Origin of the sequence: Bizionia sp. M204 (assembly GCF_023205095.1) — a bacterium.
GTDB lineage: Bacteria > Bacteroidota > Bacteroidia > Flavobacteriales > Flavobacteriaceae > Algorimicrobium > Algorimicrobium hallyeonense.
On sequence record NZ_CP046242.1, the window covers coordinates 1,813,985 to 1,831,126 of the forward strand.

Here is a 17,142-nt window from a genome sequence, read left to right on the forward strand (position 1 = left end):
ATAATTATTTCTTTCTAACTCATCAATTATTCTTCTTCATTTCAACTTCAACAATCAACAATCGTTAATCTTATGTCAGTATTCTTTCCTCTTTAATCTTTATTCTCACCTCTACCGACTCACCTCTAACCTCTCACCACTAACCACTAACCTCTCACCATTAACCTCTCACCTCTCACCACTAACCTCTCACCACTAACCTCTAACCTCTCACCACTAACCTCTCACCTCTAACCTCTAACCTCTAACCTCTAACCTCTAACCTCTCACCACTAACCACTAACCTCTCACCTCTCACCACTAACCTCTCACCACTAACCTCTCACCACGAACCTCTCACCTCTCACCTCTCACCTCTCACCTCTCACCTCATTCCTAATCCCTATTTTAAACCGTATCAATAAACGTCTTCTCCGTCCTATTAAATATAATAATCCCAAAAAATAAGACAACTAGCGTCACTGCTACCGTATACAAAACACCAAACCAGCTAAAAGTCCCAGTTCCCAATAACATATAACGTGCGGTTTCAATAATATAGGCTAACGGATTATACTCAACCACCCAGGCAATTTTTGGTAATTTCTCGCGCATTAAGGCTAACGGATACATCACAGCAGATACATACATAAGCAACTGCACACCAAAACCGACTAAAAACTTCAAGTCCCGGTATTTGGTTACCAAACTAGAAATTATCATTCCAATACCTAAACCTAAAAGCCCCATGAGCATCACGATAAAAGGAAAAAACACAATACTACTGTTTATGTGAATGGCTGCCCCACTAAAATAATAATAAATATAAAAGGCGATGAAAATAAGGAGTTGAATCCCAAATTTCATCAAGTTAGAGATGATTATCGAAAGTGGTACAATAATCCGGGGAAAGTACACCTTGCCAAATATGGCGGCATTACTTTTAAAGGTATCACTAGTAGACGTTAAGCAGGTATTAAAATAATTCCAAATAGAAATCCCGGCTAGGTTAAACAAGAATGGCGGTACCGTTCCGGTTTCTATATTGGCCACTTTATTAAAAATAAGTGTAAACGTTAAAGCGGTAAATAAGGGCTGAATCAAATACCAAAGCGGCCCTAAAACGGTTTGCTTATATACGGTAACCACATCACGCTTCACAAACAAAACAAGCAAATCGCGATAACGCCATATTTCGGCAAAATTAAAGTCGATTAACTTCCGCTTGGAAGAAATGGTATACAACCAATCAGCATCCTCTGTCTTATTCAATGTAATAGCGTTTTATATAGGGCTAATATACTAATTCCAAGCAGAAACCAAAACGCAAACTTTATAATTATTAACCAGAAAATGAAGTTGTTTTTTCAGCAATACAAACTAAAAAAAATAAACAGTATGAAAATAAATTTACCAATCCCCAAATCCCAAAAACAATAACAGTTTAGGCTCCCCTCTTTAGCTGAAGAGGGGTGGGCAAACGAAGTTTGGTCGGGGAGTTTGAACACAACTCATGTGCAAACGAAGTTTGATTAGAGAGTTAAAAAACAAACTAATAAGCAAACGAAGTTTGGTCAAGGTTTAAATCAAAGTAAAACGGAAATAAAGAAAGAGCCTGCCTGCTTTTAGATAGGGAGTTTGAACATAAAACGCATAACCAAACGAAGTTTATCAAAATATTTTAAACCTAAAACCGTACCTTTAATACATGTCCAAGCAGAAAATCCATACCAAAAAAGAACTACAAGCTTATAGAAAAAAACTGCGTAAAACATTAACACCGGCAGAAGCCTACCTATGGAAACATATAAAATCCAGACAATTAAATAATAAACGCTTCACAAAGCAACATAGTATAGGTCACTATATAGTTGATTTTTATTGTGCTTCAGAAAAATTGGTCATTGAATTAGATGGAGAAGTTCATTTTAATCCAATGACACAAGAATATGACAAAAAACGAACAGTGTATTTAGAAAGTTTAGGCTATAAAGTCATCCGCTTTGAAAACAAAATGGTTTTTGACCACTTACCATCCGTGCTACAAGAAATAAAAGAGTGCTTTAATTCAGGAGAAGAAGAAGAAGAAGACAAACCCTCCGTCTAAAACTCCTAGCGTCGCTTTAGCCACCTCCCTTTAACTAAAGGGCGGAGCCATTTGAGCTTGTTCTCTAAAACAGATAAGAACTTTAACAAATATCAAAGTTTAAATAACGTAAAAATAAAAGGCAGTTATTAGCCCGCCTATTCTGAACAAAAAATAACAATCCAGGCTCCCCGCTTCTGATGAAGAGGGGAATGAATTTATCGAAGTGCAACGTAGATAAAGAAAGGGGAGTTTGAATTTAAGAGGCGACCAAGCGTAAAGAAACAATCCAGTGGACTATTTTAGTAATGGGGCCTGCCTGCCGTTAGGAAGGCGAGTTGGTGTGCAGGCAAAATAAGTTAACGAAGTTTAGACGAGCCTATCTGCCATGAGTCCGAGCCTTCAAATATACACCCAATAGGTCTGTAACCCGAATAAGTATTATAATTCGTTTCACACTTTTCTTGTAAAAAATAGGCTATGTTTTTTAAGCCTTATTCAGGAATATGAAGCGCTTTACAAACCGCTTTATACGATAATTGATTCCATGCTGCGGCGCGCTTGGAACCAGATAATGAGGTGCCTCCAGGAATAAGGACATATTTATATTGCGCTTGTATTCCTGCACCAGAACCATTCACGTCATCATCTGTTAATGCTGTGCCATCCGTACTTTGAATGCTAAAACGAACATTTCCGCCGTCTGAAAAATTAATTGAAATGAATGAGCGGACTGTGTTTAATCTAAAATCTTGCTTGGGTAACATATAAGGCGCATTATCCTGATAACGGAAAAAGCCCAAAACAATGCCACCATTTTCCATGAAATCGTCCGTAATGTGCGCATCTTCTACCAACATGCTTTTAAAAGTAGGCGTATCTATAAAGTTCCAGTCTTGATTCATCCAATCGCTATACATAACATTAACAGTCCCGGGTTCGCCTTGCTCGCCTTGTTCACCTTGAATGCCTTGTTCGCCTTGTTCGCCATCTTCTACTGTACAAGAAAGAATTGCCATAAAAAAACATAGGTATAATACGTAATTAATAAATCGTGTTGCTGCCATAATGTTGAGTTTCTAATTTTATTTTCTTTTTAGTGAAAATTAGAACCAAAAGGTTAACAATAAAAACGTTCTTTTTTGAATAGTTTGAACAAATCTGTAGAAAAAGCACCTGCTTTTAACATACCCATGTAAACTGTAGAGTTATTATTTTTTCGAAATAAAAAACCCCTTATAATTACCAACTATAAGGGGTCATGCTTTATAAAATCGATTTTATTTTTTGATAATCTTTTTTATTATAGTGTCATCGCCATCTATAATAGTTAAAAAATAAAGTCCTTTTTTCAGAGCACTAATATCTATAGTCATAGAGCCTTTTTGTCCATCCAAAGACAGCTTCTTTACCGGGGTACTATGCATGTCATGAAGGATAGCCTGGGCGTTCCGAGTCTTTAACGCATAAGCCAATTCCAATTGATCAATGGCCGGATTGGGGTAAATGGATATGCCCGATGAATCAGCTTGCGTGGTTCTCAATGTGTAAAATGGGAGTGAAACCTTATTCATACAACTTCTAAAGGTTTTCTGATAACTGTAAAAGTTGCTGTTAAGAACATGCGTAATATAACCGCCACCCATAAGCGTGCTCTTATAAACCAATTGTATCGTGTAAGTACCATTTGAAAGGCAATTGAAAAACCCAGAAGGATTGGTGTTTGTATTAAGCGAATTAAGCGCATAATCATTATTGCTACAACTGCTGCCATTGGGAGCAACTACCCGCAAATAAAGTTTAGATGAATTGGTGTGGGTTCCCGATGCTTTAAAACCAATATAACCGGAGTTCTGACCTTGTTTGTCTTTTTTACAATAGGCATTCACATCCAAATTTACAGAAGCGGAAGCCTCTTTTTGTACAATAAACCGGTAATAACGGGTTTGGTAAACCTGTCCACCACAACTGGCTTCTACACGAATGTTTCGCACACCTACAGGAAAATTATGGGCGTTAAGATCTACTTGATTAGGTTCACTACCTAGCAAACTCCCGCCAGAATGCGAATTGTAAACCTTAATGGCTTTACTATCGCAAGTGGTACTAGTATTATCATAGGTACAATTAATCACCCCATTTTTGAAACGTAAATCAGTTTGCAATTGGTTTTGAAAATAGGGTATCGTAAAGGTATATACATTCACGGTATAATTCGGACCACCTGAAGATTCAATAACGGAGGACGTGGACAAGCTAATGGCGTTTGTGTTGTAATAATTGAAATGAATCTCTCTAGCAGTGGGGTTATTGGGGTATGGTGTGCAGTTTTGGGCCTGAAGACCACCAGTAACCATTAAAATGAGAGCCAGATACAAATACCGGCCTTTCATCTGCTGAAGCTTTGATTTTAAAATGTTTAAGTTATTCATAATATAATGTTTTTATAACCCCTACTCTGTTAGCTTTTCGGGAACCGCTTTCAGAGGTATATACACAGAGAGATGAATTTGTTACCCCTTAATCCCGTAAATAGATATAAAAAAACCCTTGTCATTCAGAGTACAATGTCATTCAGAGCCTCCATTGTCATTCAGAGCGCGCGCAGCAAAGCGTGGAACCTCAAAAATTAACCAAATAACAATCCAGAGATACTTCGGTCATACTTCCCTCTGCATGACAACATCAATGTCATTCAGAGCGTGCGCAGCAAAGCGTGGAACCTCAAAAATTAACCAAGTAACAATCCAGAGATACTTCGGTCATACTTCCCTCTGCATGACAGCATCAATGTCATTCAGAGCGCGCGCAGCAAAGCGTGGAACCTCAAAAATTAACCAAATAACAATCCAGAGATACTTCGGTCATACTTCCCTCTGCATGACAGCATCAATGTCATTCAGAGCGCGCGCAGCAGAGCGAAGAACCTCAAAATCCAAATTGTCATCAAAAACGCCCATGTCATTCAGAGCGTGCGCAGCAAAGCGTGGAACCTCAAAAATTAACCAAACAACAATCCAGAGATACTTCGGTCATACTTCCCTCTGCATGACAACATCAATGTCATTCAGAGCGCGCGCAGCAGGGCGAAGAACCTCAAAACCCAAATTGTCATTCAGAACGCCCATTGTCATCCATTGCACAGCGAAGATTCCAAAAATCCAACAAAGCAATTCTCCACAAAAAACACTATTTTTAAAACAATGAAAACTAAAGGAACACATAATTACTACGTCTACATCCTGACAAACAAAATTAAAACGGTTTTATATACGGGTGTAACCAACAATTTAGAAACAAGAATATACCAGCATCGAAACCCGCTGCCATTTTCAAAAGCATTCACAACAAAATACAAATGCTTCTACCTCGTATATTATGAGCAGTACAACGACAATGAAACAGCCATAAAAAGAGAAAAACAAATTAAAGGATTAAGTAGAACTAAAAAAGATGGAATGATTACTCTATTTAACCCCACATGGAAGTTTTTAAACAACAATATTTAGAGAAATGTACCATTCCGTGCACCCGTGCCTTTTAATACTCCGAATGTCATTCAGAGCCTCCATTGTCATTCAGAGCGCGCGCAGCAGAGCGAAGAACCTCAAAATCCAAATTGTCATCAAAAACGTCCATGTCATTCAGAGCTCGCGCAGCAGAGCGAAGAACCTCAAAAATTAACCAAACAACAATCCAGAGATACTTCAGTCGTACCTCCTTCTGCATGACAGCATTAATGTCATTCAGAGCGCGCGCAGCAGAGCGAAGAACCTCAAAATCCAAATTGTCATTAAAAATCCCCGTTGTCATTCAAAGCACAATGTCATTCAGAACTCCCATGTCATTCAGAGCGCGCGCAGCAGAGCGAAGAACCTCAAAATCCAAATTGTCATCAAAAACGTCCATGTCATTCAGAGCGCGCGGAGCAAAGCGTGGAACCTCAAAACCCAAATTGTCATCAAAAACGCCCATGTCATTCAGAGCGTGCGCAGCAAAGCGTGGAAACCGAAGGTTCAGCGAAGCTAATCTCAAAAATTAACCAAGTAACAATCCAGAGATACTTCGGTCATACTCCCCTCTGCATGACAGCATCAATGTCATTCAGAGCGCGCGCAGCAAAGCGAAGAACCTCAAAATCCAAATTGTCATCAAAAACGCCCATGTCATTCAGAGCGCGCGCAGCAAAGCGTGGAAACCGAAGGTTCAGCGAAGCTAATCTCAAAAATTAACCAAGTAACAATCCAGAGATACTTCGGTCATACTCCCCTCTGCATGACAACGTCATTATCATTCAGCGCATCACGTCATTCAAAGCAGCGAATCTCAAAGGTCCAGCCCAGCTAACCTCAAAATCTCTTTCGAATACAATTAGATTTTTAAGAATCCAGAAAATCAGGTTTTAGAATCTAACCCGCAAAAACAAGAAGTCCCTCTTGGAGATTTAGGGGCTTTTAAACCAATCCCAAGTCACTTTCAACCCATCCCGAACAGAAACCCCAGGCTTATAACCCAACAAACGTTCCGCCTTAGAAATATCGGCTAACGAGTCACGCACATCACCTTGACGCTCTGGACCATAAATAGGCTTCAAGTCAGACTTAGCCGCCTGCTGTAGGGATTCCCATAAGTAATTAACCGTAATCCGCTCGCCACAGGCCACATTATAGACCTCATTTTTAGCGGCCTCCGGAGCAAAAAAACCGCGGACATTTGCCTGAACAGCATTGGCAACAAAGGTGAAATCCCGTGTTTGTTCCCCATCCCCATTAATGGTGGGTGCTGCATCATCTTTAAGGGCTTGCATAAACAACGGAATTACCGCGGCATAAGCCCCATTCGGACTCTGCTTGGGTCCAAATACGTTAAAATAGCGCAGCCCAATAACATCCGTTCCATAGGTTTTCCCAAAAACATCGGCATACAATTCATTAACATATTTCGTTACCGCATAAGGCGATAAAGGTTTTCCAATCCTATCCTCTACTTTAGGAAGCGTGGGACTATCCCCGTAGGTCGAACTAGAAGCTGCGTAAACCATACGTTTAACAGTAGGCGAATCTTTTAATGCAATCAGCATATTCAAAAATCCAGAGATATTCACGGCATTGGTGGTTGCTGGATCGTTTATAGAACGAGGCACCGAACCCAAAGCGGCTTGGTGGCTTACATAATCCATATCCACCATGGCTTTTTTACACGTCTCCAAATCCCGAATATCCCCAACCTGCAATTCAAAATTAGGCAAGTCCATAAACTCGGCTAGATTCTCGCGATACCCATTCGAAAAATCATCCAATACTCGAACGGTTTTAGCTTGGTGTTTTATTAAATACCCCACAATATTACTCCCTATAAAACCACCACCACCAGTAACTAAAAAATTTAACCCAGATAGATCTTGATTATGAAATGCCTTGTCGTACATATTATTAAAATTTTATTTTTTTTATTGGCATTGCGAGGCGTGTCAAAAAAGCAATCCGGCAAATGCCGAACATTCACGAACACCAATATTTTAAATTAATATGGCGTGAGTAACCCTCCTTCATTCTGCCAAAATTTACAACGCACAGCGCAACGTCTAACTACAATCGCGCATCCGACTGCGAATCCGGTAATAACGATTTCACATCAAATATAACACCATTCACTCCTTTCAAAGCCATGACATCAAGCGTTAAAAATTCGTTATGCGAAACGGCTAATACAATCCCGTCATAATTGGTCTGCAAGTCTTGAGCTTCACAAATTAAAGGCAATTGATACTCATGATCCACCTCTTCAGCAGAAGCCCAAGGATCAAATACATCCACGTTTACATGGTAGGTTTCAAACTCGCGTATAATATCAATTACGCGTGAGTTTCGTATATCCGGGCAATTCTCCTTAAAGGTAATACCTAATACAAGCACACGAGAGCCTTTAATAGTCGCGCCTTTTTTAATCATCATTTTAACCGTTTCGGTCGCTACATAACCACCCATACTGTCGTTCATTTTTCGGCCTGCCAATATAATTTCCGGGTTATACCCACTCTCAATAGCCTTTTGCGCCAAATAATACGGATCTACGCCAATACAATGCCCACCAACCAAACCAGGGGTGAATTTTATAAAGTTCCATTTGGTCCCGGCAGCCTCTAATACCGCTTTGGTATCAATGTCTAATAAGCGGAAGATTTTTGACAACTCATTCACAAAGGCAATATTAATATCACGCTGAGAGTTTTCAATAACCTTGGCGGCTTCAGCCACTTTAATCGAAGGGGCTTTATGGGTGCCTGCCGTAATAATCGAGCGGTATAAATCATCAACTACAGTGGCTATTTCGGGCGTAGAACCGGAAGTAACTTTCAATATTTTCGTTACCGTATGCTTTTTATCTCCCGGATTAATGCGTTCCGGAGAATAACCGGCATAGAAATCTTCATTAAAGGTCAGTCCAGAAACAGAAGCCAAAATAGGCACACAAATATCTTCGGTAACTCCAGGATAAACAGTCGATTCATAAATAACAATATCCCCTTTTTTTAAAACCTTCCCAATGCTTTCACTCGCCTTAATCAGCGGGGTAAAAACAGGCTTATTTAAGGCGTCTGTAGGTGTTGGAACGGTTATAATATAAACATTGGAATCTGCCAAAGCATCTACAGAATCGGTAATATACAAACCCGTTTCTCCCAAAGTATGTGTTAATACAGCTTGGAGCTCCGGTTCTGTAACTTCCAATGTACGATCGGTACCATTTTGCAATTCCTGCACGCGTTTACTATAAATATCAAAACCCGTTACGGCGTATTTCTTGGCAAACTCAACCGCCAATGGCAAACCCACATAACCCAATCCCACAATAGTAATTTGATGTTTCTTCATTGATTTATTCTTTAATTAACTCTGTAACGCTTCTCCTAATCAAACTTTTGCAACTCTGCCTCTTTGTAACGCTGAAACTCTGAAACTCTGCTGCTCTTCATCTCTGAAACCCTGCTACTCTGAAACTCTGCAACTTTGTAGCTCTCACCTCACACCTCTCACCTCACATCTCCCACCTCACACCTCACATCTCCCACCTCACACCTCACATCTCTCACCTCTAACCACTCACCTCACATCTCACCTCACACCTCTCACCTCCAACCACTCACCTCACATCTCTCACCTCCAACCACTCACCTCACATCTCTCTCACCGCTCACCGCATCATATCCGCTTTAAAAACTGTTTTATTTTACCAATAATGCCTTTTTTATCATCTTCATGATAAGCATTCCCATAAACACCATAGCCGTAACCATAGCCATAACCATAGCCATAACCGTAATTATGATTGGTTTTATGCTTATAGAAGTTCAAGACAAAATTGATATTCTTTATTTCACCACCCCGATATTTGGCATTAATCAATTGGAGCATGCCTTTTTTAGTATAATCCAAACGCACCATAAAAATAGAGGTATCAGCATATTTTACCAATTCCAAAGCATCGGTAACCAATCCTAGAGGAGGCGTATCAAGTATAATAATATCGTAAGTCTGACGGAGTTCAGCAATCAGTGTTTCCATATTCCCGCTCATCAATAACTCCGAAGGGTTTGGAGGGATAGGACCTGCAGGAACCACATCTAAATTTTCAATATGGGTGCGATTAACAACCGAAGCAAAATCCGATTCGCCAATAAAGTAATTCACCATCCCCGTATCATTAGTCAAATTAAAATCGTCAAATATTTTAGGCTTACGTAAATCCAACCCTAACAGAATGGTTTTCTTCCCACTCAAAGCGTAAACCGTAGCTATGTTTATAGAACAAAAGGTCTTTCCTTCCCCACTCACTGAAGAAGTAATCATAATTGTCCGACCACCTTCTCTGGGGTTTTTATTGAGAATAAATTGCAAACTAGACCGAATAGACCGAAAGGATTCGGCAACAGCCGATTTAGGCTTTTCAAATACCACCAAATTATTATGGTAACGGTACTTACCAATTAATCCCAAAATAGGAATTTTAGACAGGCGCTCCACCTCATCAGAGCCATGAATGGTATGATCCAATAAAAAGATGACGAATATGAGAAACATCGGAATAAAGAATCCCAGCATCAAGCCCATCATATAGTTCAAGGATTTATTAGGACCTATAAGTCCCCCACCTATATCCTTGGCTTCATCTACAATACTAATATCCGAAATATTGGCGGCCTTTACAATAGCAGCCTCACTCCGCTTATCCATATATAAATTATAGGCTTCCTGACTAATATCCAACTTACGCTGAATCTTTAAAAATTCTTGTTGATCTTCTGGCAAACCACTTAATTTAGCCTCCAAATTAGCAATATTAGTATTCAGACTATTCATCAGAATCCGAATCGTACTTTTAGTAGCATTTATCGTTTCTAAAAGCACATTCTTTTCAGCATCTATCTGCCGATCCAAATCTTTAAATATAGTCGAACTCTCACGCGTGGTATACTCATAGCCCTGGCGTTCAATGGCCAACGCCGTTATTTTAGCAACACTACTTTGAATATTACTTTCTTCAATCCCCACAGAGGATGGCGCCGCAATACTCGTATAGTCCGTTTTTGTTTGGAGATACTTCTCTAAAGCGTCTAAATAATTGAGCTTTGTATTTTCCGCCTCCTTTTGAATCTCAAATTCTTTAAGTTTACTCGAAATATCCGCCATTTCTGTGGATACATCAAACACCTTATTCTGCTTTCTAAAGGCATTCATTTCATCACCAAAGTCTTTTAAATTGGTGTTAACGGCGTTCAAACTACTATCTATAAACTTTATCGTATTGGTGGCATACAGGTTTTTGCGTTCCAACTCCGTTTCACTTAAAATAACGGCGGTGGTATTTAGGTAATCTACAATTTTAGACTTATTAGTTCCAGCTAAACTCAAACGCAGGACAGAAGCTGAAGCATTACTAAATGGACTCACATTAATTCCCCTCTGATACCCATTAACAACCCCATCAAAATTACTAAACTGCATAAAAAATTCCTGTCCAGCTTTAATGACACGGTCATGACGCAAAGTCACAACACCATGAAAAAAGGGTAAATTAACAACCTCCCCCAAGGCAAATTCCTGTTGAAATGGCCCTATAGGCAAAGAAACAGCTAATCGTTCTTTAGTGTCATAACGCTGTCCTGAACCCGACTCCGATTCAAACGCTGTAAACACTTCAAAAGTAGATGGGGATAAAAACCGAATCCCAATAAAGTGACCTAGCAATTGTGGTTGAGACAAATCAGGAGTAAACACAAAAGGCGCTTGTTTATAAATATCTATTTTACGGTACTTGCCTTCCCTAAAATAGTTCATATAAGACTTTAACGAATCAACAACCTTTTCATTATGCGTTCGCGTTTGTAAGGTGGTAATGGTTTTACCCATTTTCCCTGAAACACCACCCCAATTAAAAGAAATACTAGTATTGGCAGTAAAAAAAGGGTTCTGATCGTTTTCTACAGAGATAAGCGATTCAAGCTTATAAATATTCTGCTTGCGCACATTGATAAAGTAGGCAATAATTAAAGCCACACCAATACAAGCAAGCACAAACTTCCATAAATTTAAAACTTTAAATAAGTACCCCTTGAAGTCGAAGTTAATACTCCCACCGTCGCCTGAATCCATGTCTTCATAATCGTAATCTGCCATAATTTAGAGCCTGTCTATAAGTAATAAAGTGGTTGTAACTAGAGATAAAGCGGTAATGATGGTCCCTAAAGTTTGCAAGCCGGTTACACCGGTTCCCCAAGACTTTTGTTTCAACGGCTTCACATAAATAATATCATTCATTTGGATATAATAATACGGCGAATCCATGACGCTAACATCTAGTAAATTCAAATGATGTATTTTCTGCCCTTGCGGGTACTGCCTAATTATGGTTACATCCTTGCGGTCTCCAGTAACCATGACATCGCCGGCATTGGCCAAGGCTTCAAAAATATTTACGCGGGGCTGATACAAGGTTTGCGTTCCCGTACTCCCCACTTCCCCAGTAACGGTAAATCGCAGGCCTGTTAACTTCACAGTCACAAAGATATTAGAGGTTTCCTTAAGTTCTTCTTCTAACAACTTGGTTTCTAACATACGTTCTATCTCCTCGGTCGTATAACCCAAAACGTTCACTTCACCCAAAATAGGAATCCGAATATTCCCATGCATATCCACCGTAAACCCATCAAAAAAGGCACGTTCGTCTCCAGACGCGTTTAAATCCCGCTCGCCCGTTGGGTTAAACATTTGAATATTTCGTTGATCCATCGCTTTTACACGAATATTAAGGATATCGTTAATTTGAACACGATAGGGTTTTTGTTTTTCAATAATAACTTGCGTCGAATCGGTGGCAGCTTCTTTATTTTGCAAGTAAACCAACTCTTTATTGGGTATACAAGACACAGATAGCAAGGCGATTAAACCAAGTATAATAACATATAAATGCTTCATGTTGAGGGTGCAAGTTTCTTCACAAATATAGCTTTTCAGTAGGAATATCAAAACTTATCGTATAAATTTTGAATTATTTACGTTCTTTGCAAAAAAATAGACGTTGAACTACCTGACTGTTGAAAATATATCGAAATCCTATGGCGAATTAACGCTATTCGAAAACCTGTCCTTTAGCATCCATAAAGATCAGAAAATTGCCTTTGTGGCTAAAAATGGAACGGGGAAGACCTCTATTTTAAATATGCTGTCTGGAAAGGACACAGCCGATTCGGGCCAAATCATCTACCGAAAAGACATTACGGTGGCCGTCCTGTCCCAAGACCCCGAACTCAATCCAAACCTAACCGTGGAAGAAGCTATTTTTGATACCTCCAACCCCATTTTAAAGGTTATTAAGGATTACGAGAAAGCCTTGGAAAACCCCGATGATGCCGAAGCCTACCAAAAAGCTTTTGAGTTAATGGATAGCCATCAGGCTTGGGATTTTGAAACCCAATACAAGCAAATCCTATTTCAATTAAAACTAGATAACCTCAATCAGAAAGTGAGCGCCTTGTCTGGCGGTCAGAAAAAACGTCTGGCCTTGGCAAACGCCTTACTTAAAAAGCCCGACTTATTAATTTTAGATGAGCCTACCAACCATTTGGATTTAGAAATGATTGAGTGGCTAGAGGATTTCTTTGCTAAAGAGCAAATAACACTCTTTATGGTAACACACGACCGGTATTTTCTAGAGCGTGTGTGTAATGAAATTATTGAATTAGACCATGGGCAATTACATACCTACAAAGGAAACTACTCATACTATCTCGAGAAGCGCGAAGCACGTATTGAAAATGAAGCGACGGAAACAGGGAAAGCTAAGCAACTCTTTAAGAAAGAACTGGATTGGATGCGCAAGCAGCCCAAAGCACGAACCACAAAATCCAAATCGCGAATAGACGATTTTCACGATATTAAACACCGTGCCAATCAAAGACGCCAGGACCATCAAGTCCAATTAGAACTAAATATGGAACGCCTAGGCAGTAAGATATTAGAACTGCATAAAGTCAGTAAAAGTTTTAAAGACAAAACCATTTTAGATAATTTTGAATACACCTTTAAAAAGGGCGAACGTATTGGAATTATTGGTAAGAATGGAACGGGTAAATCCACCTTTTTAAATATTATTACCCAATCCCAAAAACCAGACTCCGGTAAAGTAGTCATTGGTGAAACGGTAAAATTTGGATACTATACCCAAGCCGGTATTACCATCAAACCCAACCAAAAGGTTATTGATGTAATTAAAGAATTTGGGGAGTATATACCACTTAAAAAAGGGAGTCAAATTAGTGCTGGGCAATTGCTGGAACGCTTTTTATTTAGCAGAAAAAAACAATATGACTTTGTTGAAAAATTAAGTGGTGGCGAACGTAAACGACTGTACTTATGTACCGTATTAATTCAAAATCCAAACTTTTTAATTCTGGATGAGCCAACAAACGACCTAGATATTGTAACCCTAAATGTACTTGAAAGCTTTCTTTTAGATTTCCCAGGCTGTTTAATGGTGGTGTCTCACGACCGGTATTTTATGGATAAAATTGTCGATCACTTATTAGTATTTCGCGGCGAAGGGCTTGTAGAAGATTTCCCGGGGAATTACTCCGATTTCAGAACGTATGAGGACAGCCAAGAACCCGAATCTAAAGAGGATGACAAGAAGGAAAAGAAAAATTGGAAGAAAGATAATAACATCAAATTAACCTATAACGAACAAAAGGAATACAAGAACCTTGAAAGTAAAATAAGCAGTCTAGAACATGATAAGCAGGCCATGGAAAAGGAATTCCTAAACCCAGACTTAACACCCGATGAAATCAACACCTTATCTGAAAAATTACAAAAGATTCTAGATGAGATTGATGAAAAAGAAATGCGCTGGTTTGAGTTAAGTTCAAAGCTAGAAGAGTAAGAATAGTTTACAGTCGCAGTTTTCAGTGACGTAAACAAACAAGTAGTTATATGACTTTAATGTTTTATGTAACGGTTTACTTAATAACTTAATAACCTTGAACCTTGTCTCGGAACCCGTCAGTTGGAGTGTCCCACCGCAAGGAGGGATGTATCGAGAACAACCACCAAAAACCGAACACAGAACACTGAATACGAAACCGTGTACCAACAAAAAAAATATATACCGTTCCTTTTAAAATCAACCAACCAACACGGTGTCCACTCTCCTTTTGTATATGATTTAATCACGAAATGCTTCTACGATAAAACAGAATACCCAGCTTATCAGGAATTAAAAAGGTATAGAAAGCAAGTATTAGGAAGTCCAGAAACCATCAATCTAACGGACTTAGGATCAGGCTCTAAAAAAACAACCAACAAGCAAAGACGCATTGCTGAAATAGCCAAAACATCTGGCACACCGTTAAAGCGCGCTAAATTATGGTATCGCTTAACGGGCTATTTTCAACCCAAACATATTTTAGAATTAGGCACATCATTAGGCATTGCAACCCACGCCATGCATTTGGGGTGTCCACAAGCAAAAATCACAACTATTGAAGGTTGCCCAAATTGTTCCAAGTTTGCACAATCGGCCTTAGCCAATTATAAAAACATCCAATTCTTAACAGGTAATTTCAGCCAACATCTCAATACCAGAACCCAACAGGCTTGGGATCTGATCTTTTTTGATGGCAACCATACCAAAGAAGCCACCATAGCATATTTTGAAACCCTCCTCCCATCAGTCCACAACGACACCATTTTTATTTTTGATGATATTTATTGGTCAGAAGGCATGACCCAAGCTTGGGAAATCATCAAACAACACCCGCAAGTAACCGTTACCATCGACACCTTTTTCTGGGGCTTTGTATTTTTTAGAAAGGAACAACGGAAAGAACATTTTACCATCCGGATTTAAAAAATGCTGTCATTGCGAGCCTGCCTGTCATTAGGCAGGAAGTGACATAGGAACAACGCGGCAAATGCAAAGCATTCACGAACACCATTTTTTTTAAAATAATACGATGTGAATAATCTCATCAATAGTAGGGTTACTTTCCAAAAAGTCCATCAACTATTTAATCCATTTTAAAATTACTCCGCGTATCTCTGTGAAAATTCTCCCTGCAACTCCCTGAAATAATCAACGAATCTTACCACACCAAGTCGTGTTAATCCGTGAAAATCGTGTCCTAATATGTCGCAATACATTACGTCAATAACCCATTAACTCTATACCACAATATCTAATTATATCATTAACTTATGAACCAATCAACACACACCTCATCCCTAATTCCTAATTAACCCGATAACTTAAGAACTTTTCACTCCTCACTTTTCACTCCTCACTCCTCACTTTCCACTTTTCACTTTTCGCTTTCCACTTTTCACTTTCCACTTTTCACTTTTCACTTTTCACTTTTCACTTTCCACTTTTCACTTTAAACCACAAACCATAAACGCCACCTCCCAAAAACACAAAAGATTCCTTTGCCTTATCCCACAGAACCATTAACTTTGAATAACAAACAATTCCTATGAAAATTTACACCAAAACAGGCGATAAAGGTACAACCGCATTATTCGGTGGTACCCGTGTTCCCAAGCACCATATCCGTATAGACAGCTACGGAACCGTTGATGAATTAAACTCGCATTTAGGACTCATTCGCGATCAAGACATCGACACCCATTATAAAGAAATGCTCATGCATATTCAAGATCGTCTCTTCACCGTAGGCGCTATTTTAGCTACCGATCCCGAAAAAGCCATATTAAAAAATGGAAAGGAACGTTTAAATATTCCTAAAATTTCCGAAGAAAATATTGAACGCCTCGAACAAGAAATTGACAATATGAATACGGCCTTACCACCTATGACACATTTTGTATTACCGGGCGGTCATCAAACCGTGTCATTCTGTCACATAGCACGCTGTGTATGCCGTCGTGCGGAACGTTTAGCATCTGCTTTAAACGATTTCGACCCAATAGACCCCTTGGCTATGACCTATTTAAATCGTTTATCTGACTATCTTTTTGTGTTGGCACGAAAGTTGTCCTCTGACTTAAACGCAGATGAAGTGAAGTGGATTCCTGAAAAACAGTAACCATCTCAAAATAACACAGCATAAACCTGTAAGTGGTTTAAAACAAACCATTAAAGGCACGTTCTTATAAATAAAGTGTAATTAATTGATTTTTTTCTTGTGTATTTAAACTAAAAATTTATTTTTGCAAAAATTAAAACACATTACAAATGTATTGGACATTAGAATTAGCATCCTATTTAAGTGATGCGCCTTGGCCAGCGACGAAAGACGAACTTATTGACTATTCAATTAGAACGGGAGCGCCATTAGAAGTTGTTGAAAACTTACAATCTATTGAAGATGAAGGGGACTCCTATGAGTCTATTCAAGAAATCTGGCCGGATTATCCAACAGACGAAGATTACCTCTGGAATGAGGATGAATATTAATACTATTAAAATTTAAAAAGTCTCGCCTAGAGGCTTTTTTTATGTTTTAATACGTAAATAACCGAACAAAAAAACGTTTTTTTGTATTTCAAAAAAGCAAACACATA

The 17,142-nt window shown here is 39.0% G+C and carries 13 protein-coding genes; 6 read left to right on the forward strand and 7 right to left on the reverse strand.

Features of this window, described 5'->3' with window-relative positions:
- Positions 1-387: 387 nt before the first annotated feature.
- Positions 388-1,251 (reverse strand): ABC transporter permease, encoded by an 864-nt coding sequence (locus GMA17_RS08195; protein WP_248395121.1) that lies wholly within the window; start codon positions 1,249-1,251, stop codon positions 388-390.
- Between the two features lie 436 nt (positions 1,252-1,687).
- Between GMA17_RS08195 and GMA17_RS08200 the strand changes: the two genes are divergently transcribed.
- Entirely contained in the window at positions 1,688-2,086 is a 399-nt protein-coding gene (locus GMA17_RS08200) for an endonuclease domain-containing protein (protein ID WP_248395122.1), read from the forward strand.
- A gap of 473 nt (positions 2,087-2,559) precedes the next feature.
- Here the strand turns inward: GMA17_RS08200 and GMA17_RS08205 are convergent, their stop codons facing one another.
- Together GMA17_RS08205 and GMA17_RS08210 are read right to left on the reverse strand one after the other, a co-directional pair.
- A complete protein-coding gene (locus GMA17_RS08205) occupies positions 2,560-3,132 on the reverse strand; it encodes a hypothetical protein (protein ID WP_248395123.1) in 573 nt (190 codons plus the stop codon).
- A 213-nt stretch (positions 3,133-3,345) separates the two neighbouring features.
- Positions 3,346-4,497: a T9SS type A sorting domain-containing protein gene (locus tag GMA17_RS08210; protein ID WP_248395124.1), complete on the reverse strand. Its 1,152-nt coding sequence runs from the start codon at positions 4,495-4,497 to the stop codon at positions 3,346-3,348.
- Between the two features lie 771 nt (positions 4,498-5,268).
- Here GMA17_RS08210 and GMA17_RS08215 point away from each other — a divergent pair.
- A complete protein-coding gene (locus tag GMA17_RS08215) occupies positions 5,269-5,574 on the forward strand; it encodes a GIY-YIG nuclease family protein (RefSeq protein ID WP_248395125.1) in 306 nt (101 codons plus the stop codon).
- A 935-nt stretch (positions 5,575-6,509) separates the two neighbouring features.
- Here the strand turns inward: GMA17_RS08215 and GMA17_RS08220 are convergent.
- The 4 genes from GMA17_RS08220 to GMA17_RS08235 form a co-directional block, all read right to left on the reverse strand.
- Positions 6,510-7,493 carry an SDR family oxidoreductase gene (locus tag GMA17_RS08220; protein ID WP_248395126.1) on the reverse strand — a complete coding sequence of 328 codons (984 nt, stop codon included), beginning with the start codon at positions 7,491-7,493 and terminating at the stop codon, positions 6,510-6,512.
- Between the two features lie 160 nt (positions 7,494-7,653).
- Positions 7,654-8,940, reverse strand: a complete 1,287-nt coding sequence (locus GMA17_RS08225; protein WP_248395127.1) for a nucleotide sugar dehydrogenase — start codon at positions 8,938-8,940, stop codon at positions 7,654-7,656.
- Positions 8,941-9,267: 327 nt separating this feature from the next.
- Positions 9,268-11,742: an exopolysaccharide transport family protein gene (locus GMA17_RS08230; protein ID WP_248395128.1), complete on the reverse strand. Its 2,475-nt coding sequence runs from the start codon at positions 11,740-11,742 to the stop codon at positions 9,268-9,270.
- Positions 11,743-11,745: 3 nt separating this feature from the next.
- Positions 11,746-12,540 (reverse strand): polysaccharide biosynthesis/export family protein, encoded by a 795-nt coding sequence (locus tag GMA17_RS08235; RefSeq protein WP_248395129.1) that lies wholly within the window; start codon positions 12,538-12,540, stop codon positions 11,746-11,748.
- 103 nt (positions 12,541-12,643) lie between these two features.
- On the opposite strand from GMA17_RS08235, the gene GMA17_RS08240 reads away from it, so the two are divergent.
- From GMA17_RS08240 to GMA17_RS08255, 4 genes are all read left to right on the forward strand, one after another.
- Positions 12,644-14,503, forward strand: a complete 1,860-nt coding sequence (locus tag GMA17_RS08240; protein WP_248395130.1) for an ABC-F family ATP-binding cassette domain-containing protein — start codon at positions 12,644-12,646, stop codon at positions 14,501-14,503.
- A 201-nt stretch (positions 14,504-14,704) separates the two neighbouring features.
- Positions 14,705-15,469, forward strand: a complete 765-nt coding sequence (locus GMA17_RS08245; RefSeq protein WP_248395131.1) for an O-methyltransferase — start codon at positions 14,705-14,707, stop codon at positions 15,467-15,469.
- A 622-nt stretch (positions 15,470-16,091) separates the two neighbouring features.
- Positions 16,092-16,664: a cob(I)yrinic acid a,c-diamide adenosyltransferase gene (locus GMA17_RS08250; protein ID WP_248395132.1), complete on the forward strand. Its 573-nt coding sequence runs from the start codon at positions 16,092-16,094 to the stop codon at positions 16,662-16,664.
- Between the two features lie 149 nt (positions 16,665-16,813).
- A complete protein-coding gene (locus GMA17_RS08255) occupies positions 16,814-17,035 on the forward strand; it encodes a DUF2795 domain-containing protein (RefSeq protein ID WP_008637498.1) in 222 nt (73 codons plus the stop codon).
- Positions 17,036-17,142 lie beyond the last annotated feature (107 nt).

Bases quoted from the DNA above. Each gene is read 5' to 3' on its own strand.
- GMA17_RS08200 (WP_248395122.1), top strand. From the start codon at position 1,688: ATGTCCAAGCAGAAAATCCATACCAAAAAAGAACTACAAGCTTATAGA.
- GMA17_RS08205 (WP_248395123.1), bottom strand. From the start codon at position 3,132: ATGGCAGCAACACGATTTATTAATTACGTATTATACCTATGTTTTTTT.
- GMA17_RS08210 (WP_248395124.1), bottom strand. From the start codon at position 4,497: ATGAATAACTTAAACATTTTAAAATCAAAGCTTCAGCAGATGAAAGGC.
- GMA17_RS08215 (WP_248395125.1), top strand. From the start codon at position 5,269: ATGAAAACTAAAGGAACACATAATTACTACGTCTACATCCTGACAAAC.
- GMA17_RS08220 (WP_248395126.1), bottom strand. From the start codon at position 7,493: ATGTACGACAAGGCATTTCATAATCAAGATCTATCTGGGTTAAATTTT.
- GMA17_RS08225 (WP_248395127.1), bottom strand. From the start codon at position 8,940: ATGAAGAAACATCAAATTACTATTGTGGGATTGGGTTATGTGGGTTTG.
- GMA17_RS08230 (WP_248395128.1), bottom strand. From the start codon at position 11,742: ATGGCAGATTACGATTATGAAGACATGGATTCAGGCGACGGTGGGAGT.
- GMA17_RS08235 (WP_248395129.1), bottom strand. From the start codon at position 12,540: ATGAAGCATTTATATGTTATTATACTTGGTTTAATCGCCTTGCTATCT.
- GMA17_RS08250 (WP_248395132.1), top strand. From the start codon at position 16,092: ATGAAAATTTACACCAAAACAGGCGATAAAGGTACAACCGCATTATTC.
- GMA17_RS08255 (WP_008637498.1), top strand. From the start codon at position 16,814: ATGTATTGGACATTAGAATTAGCATCCTATTTAAGTGATGCGCCTTGG.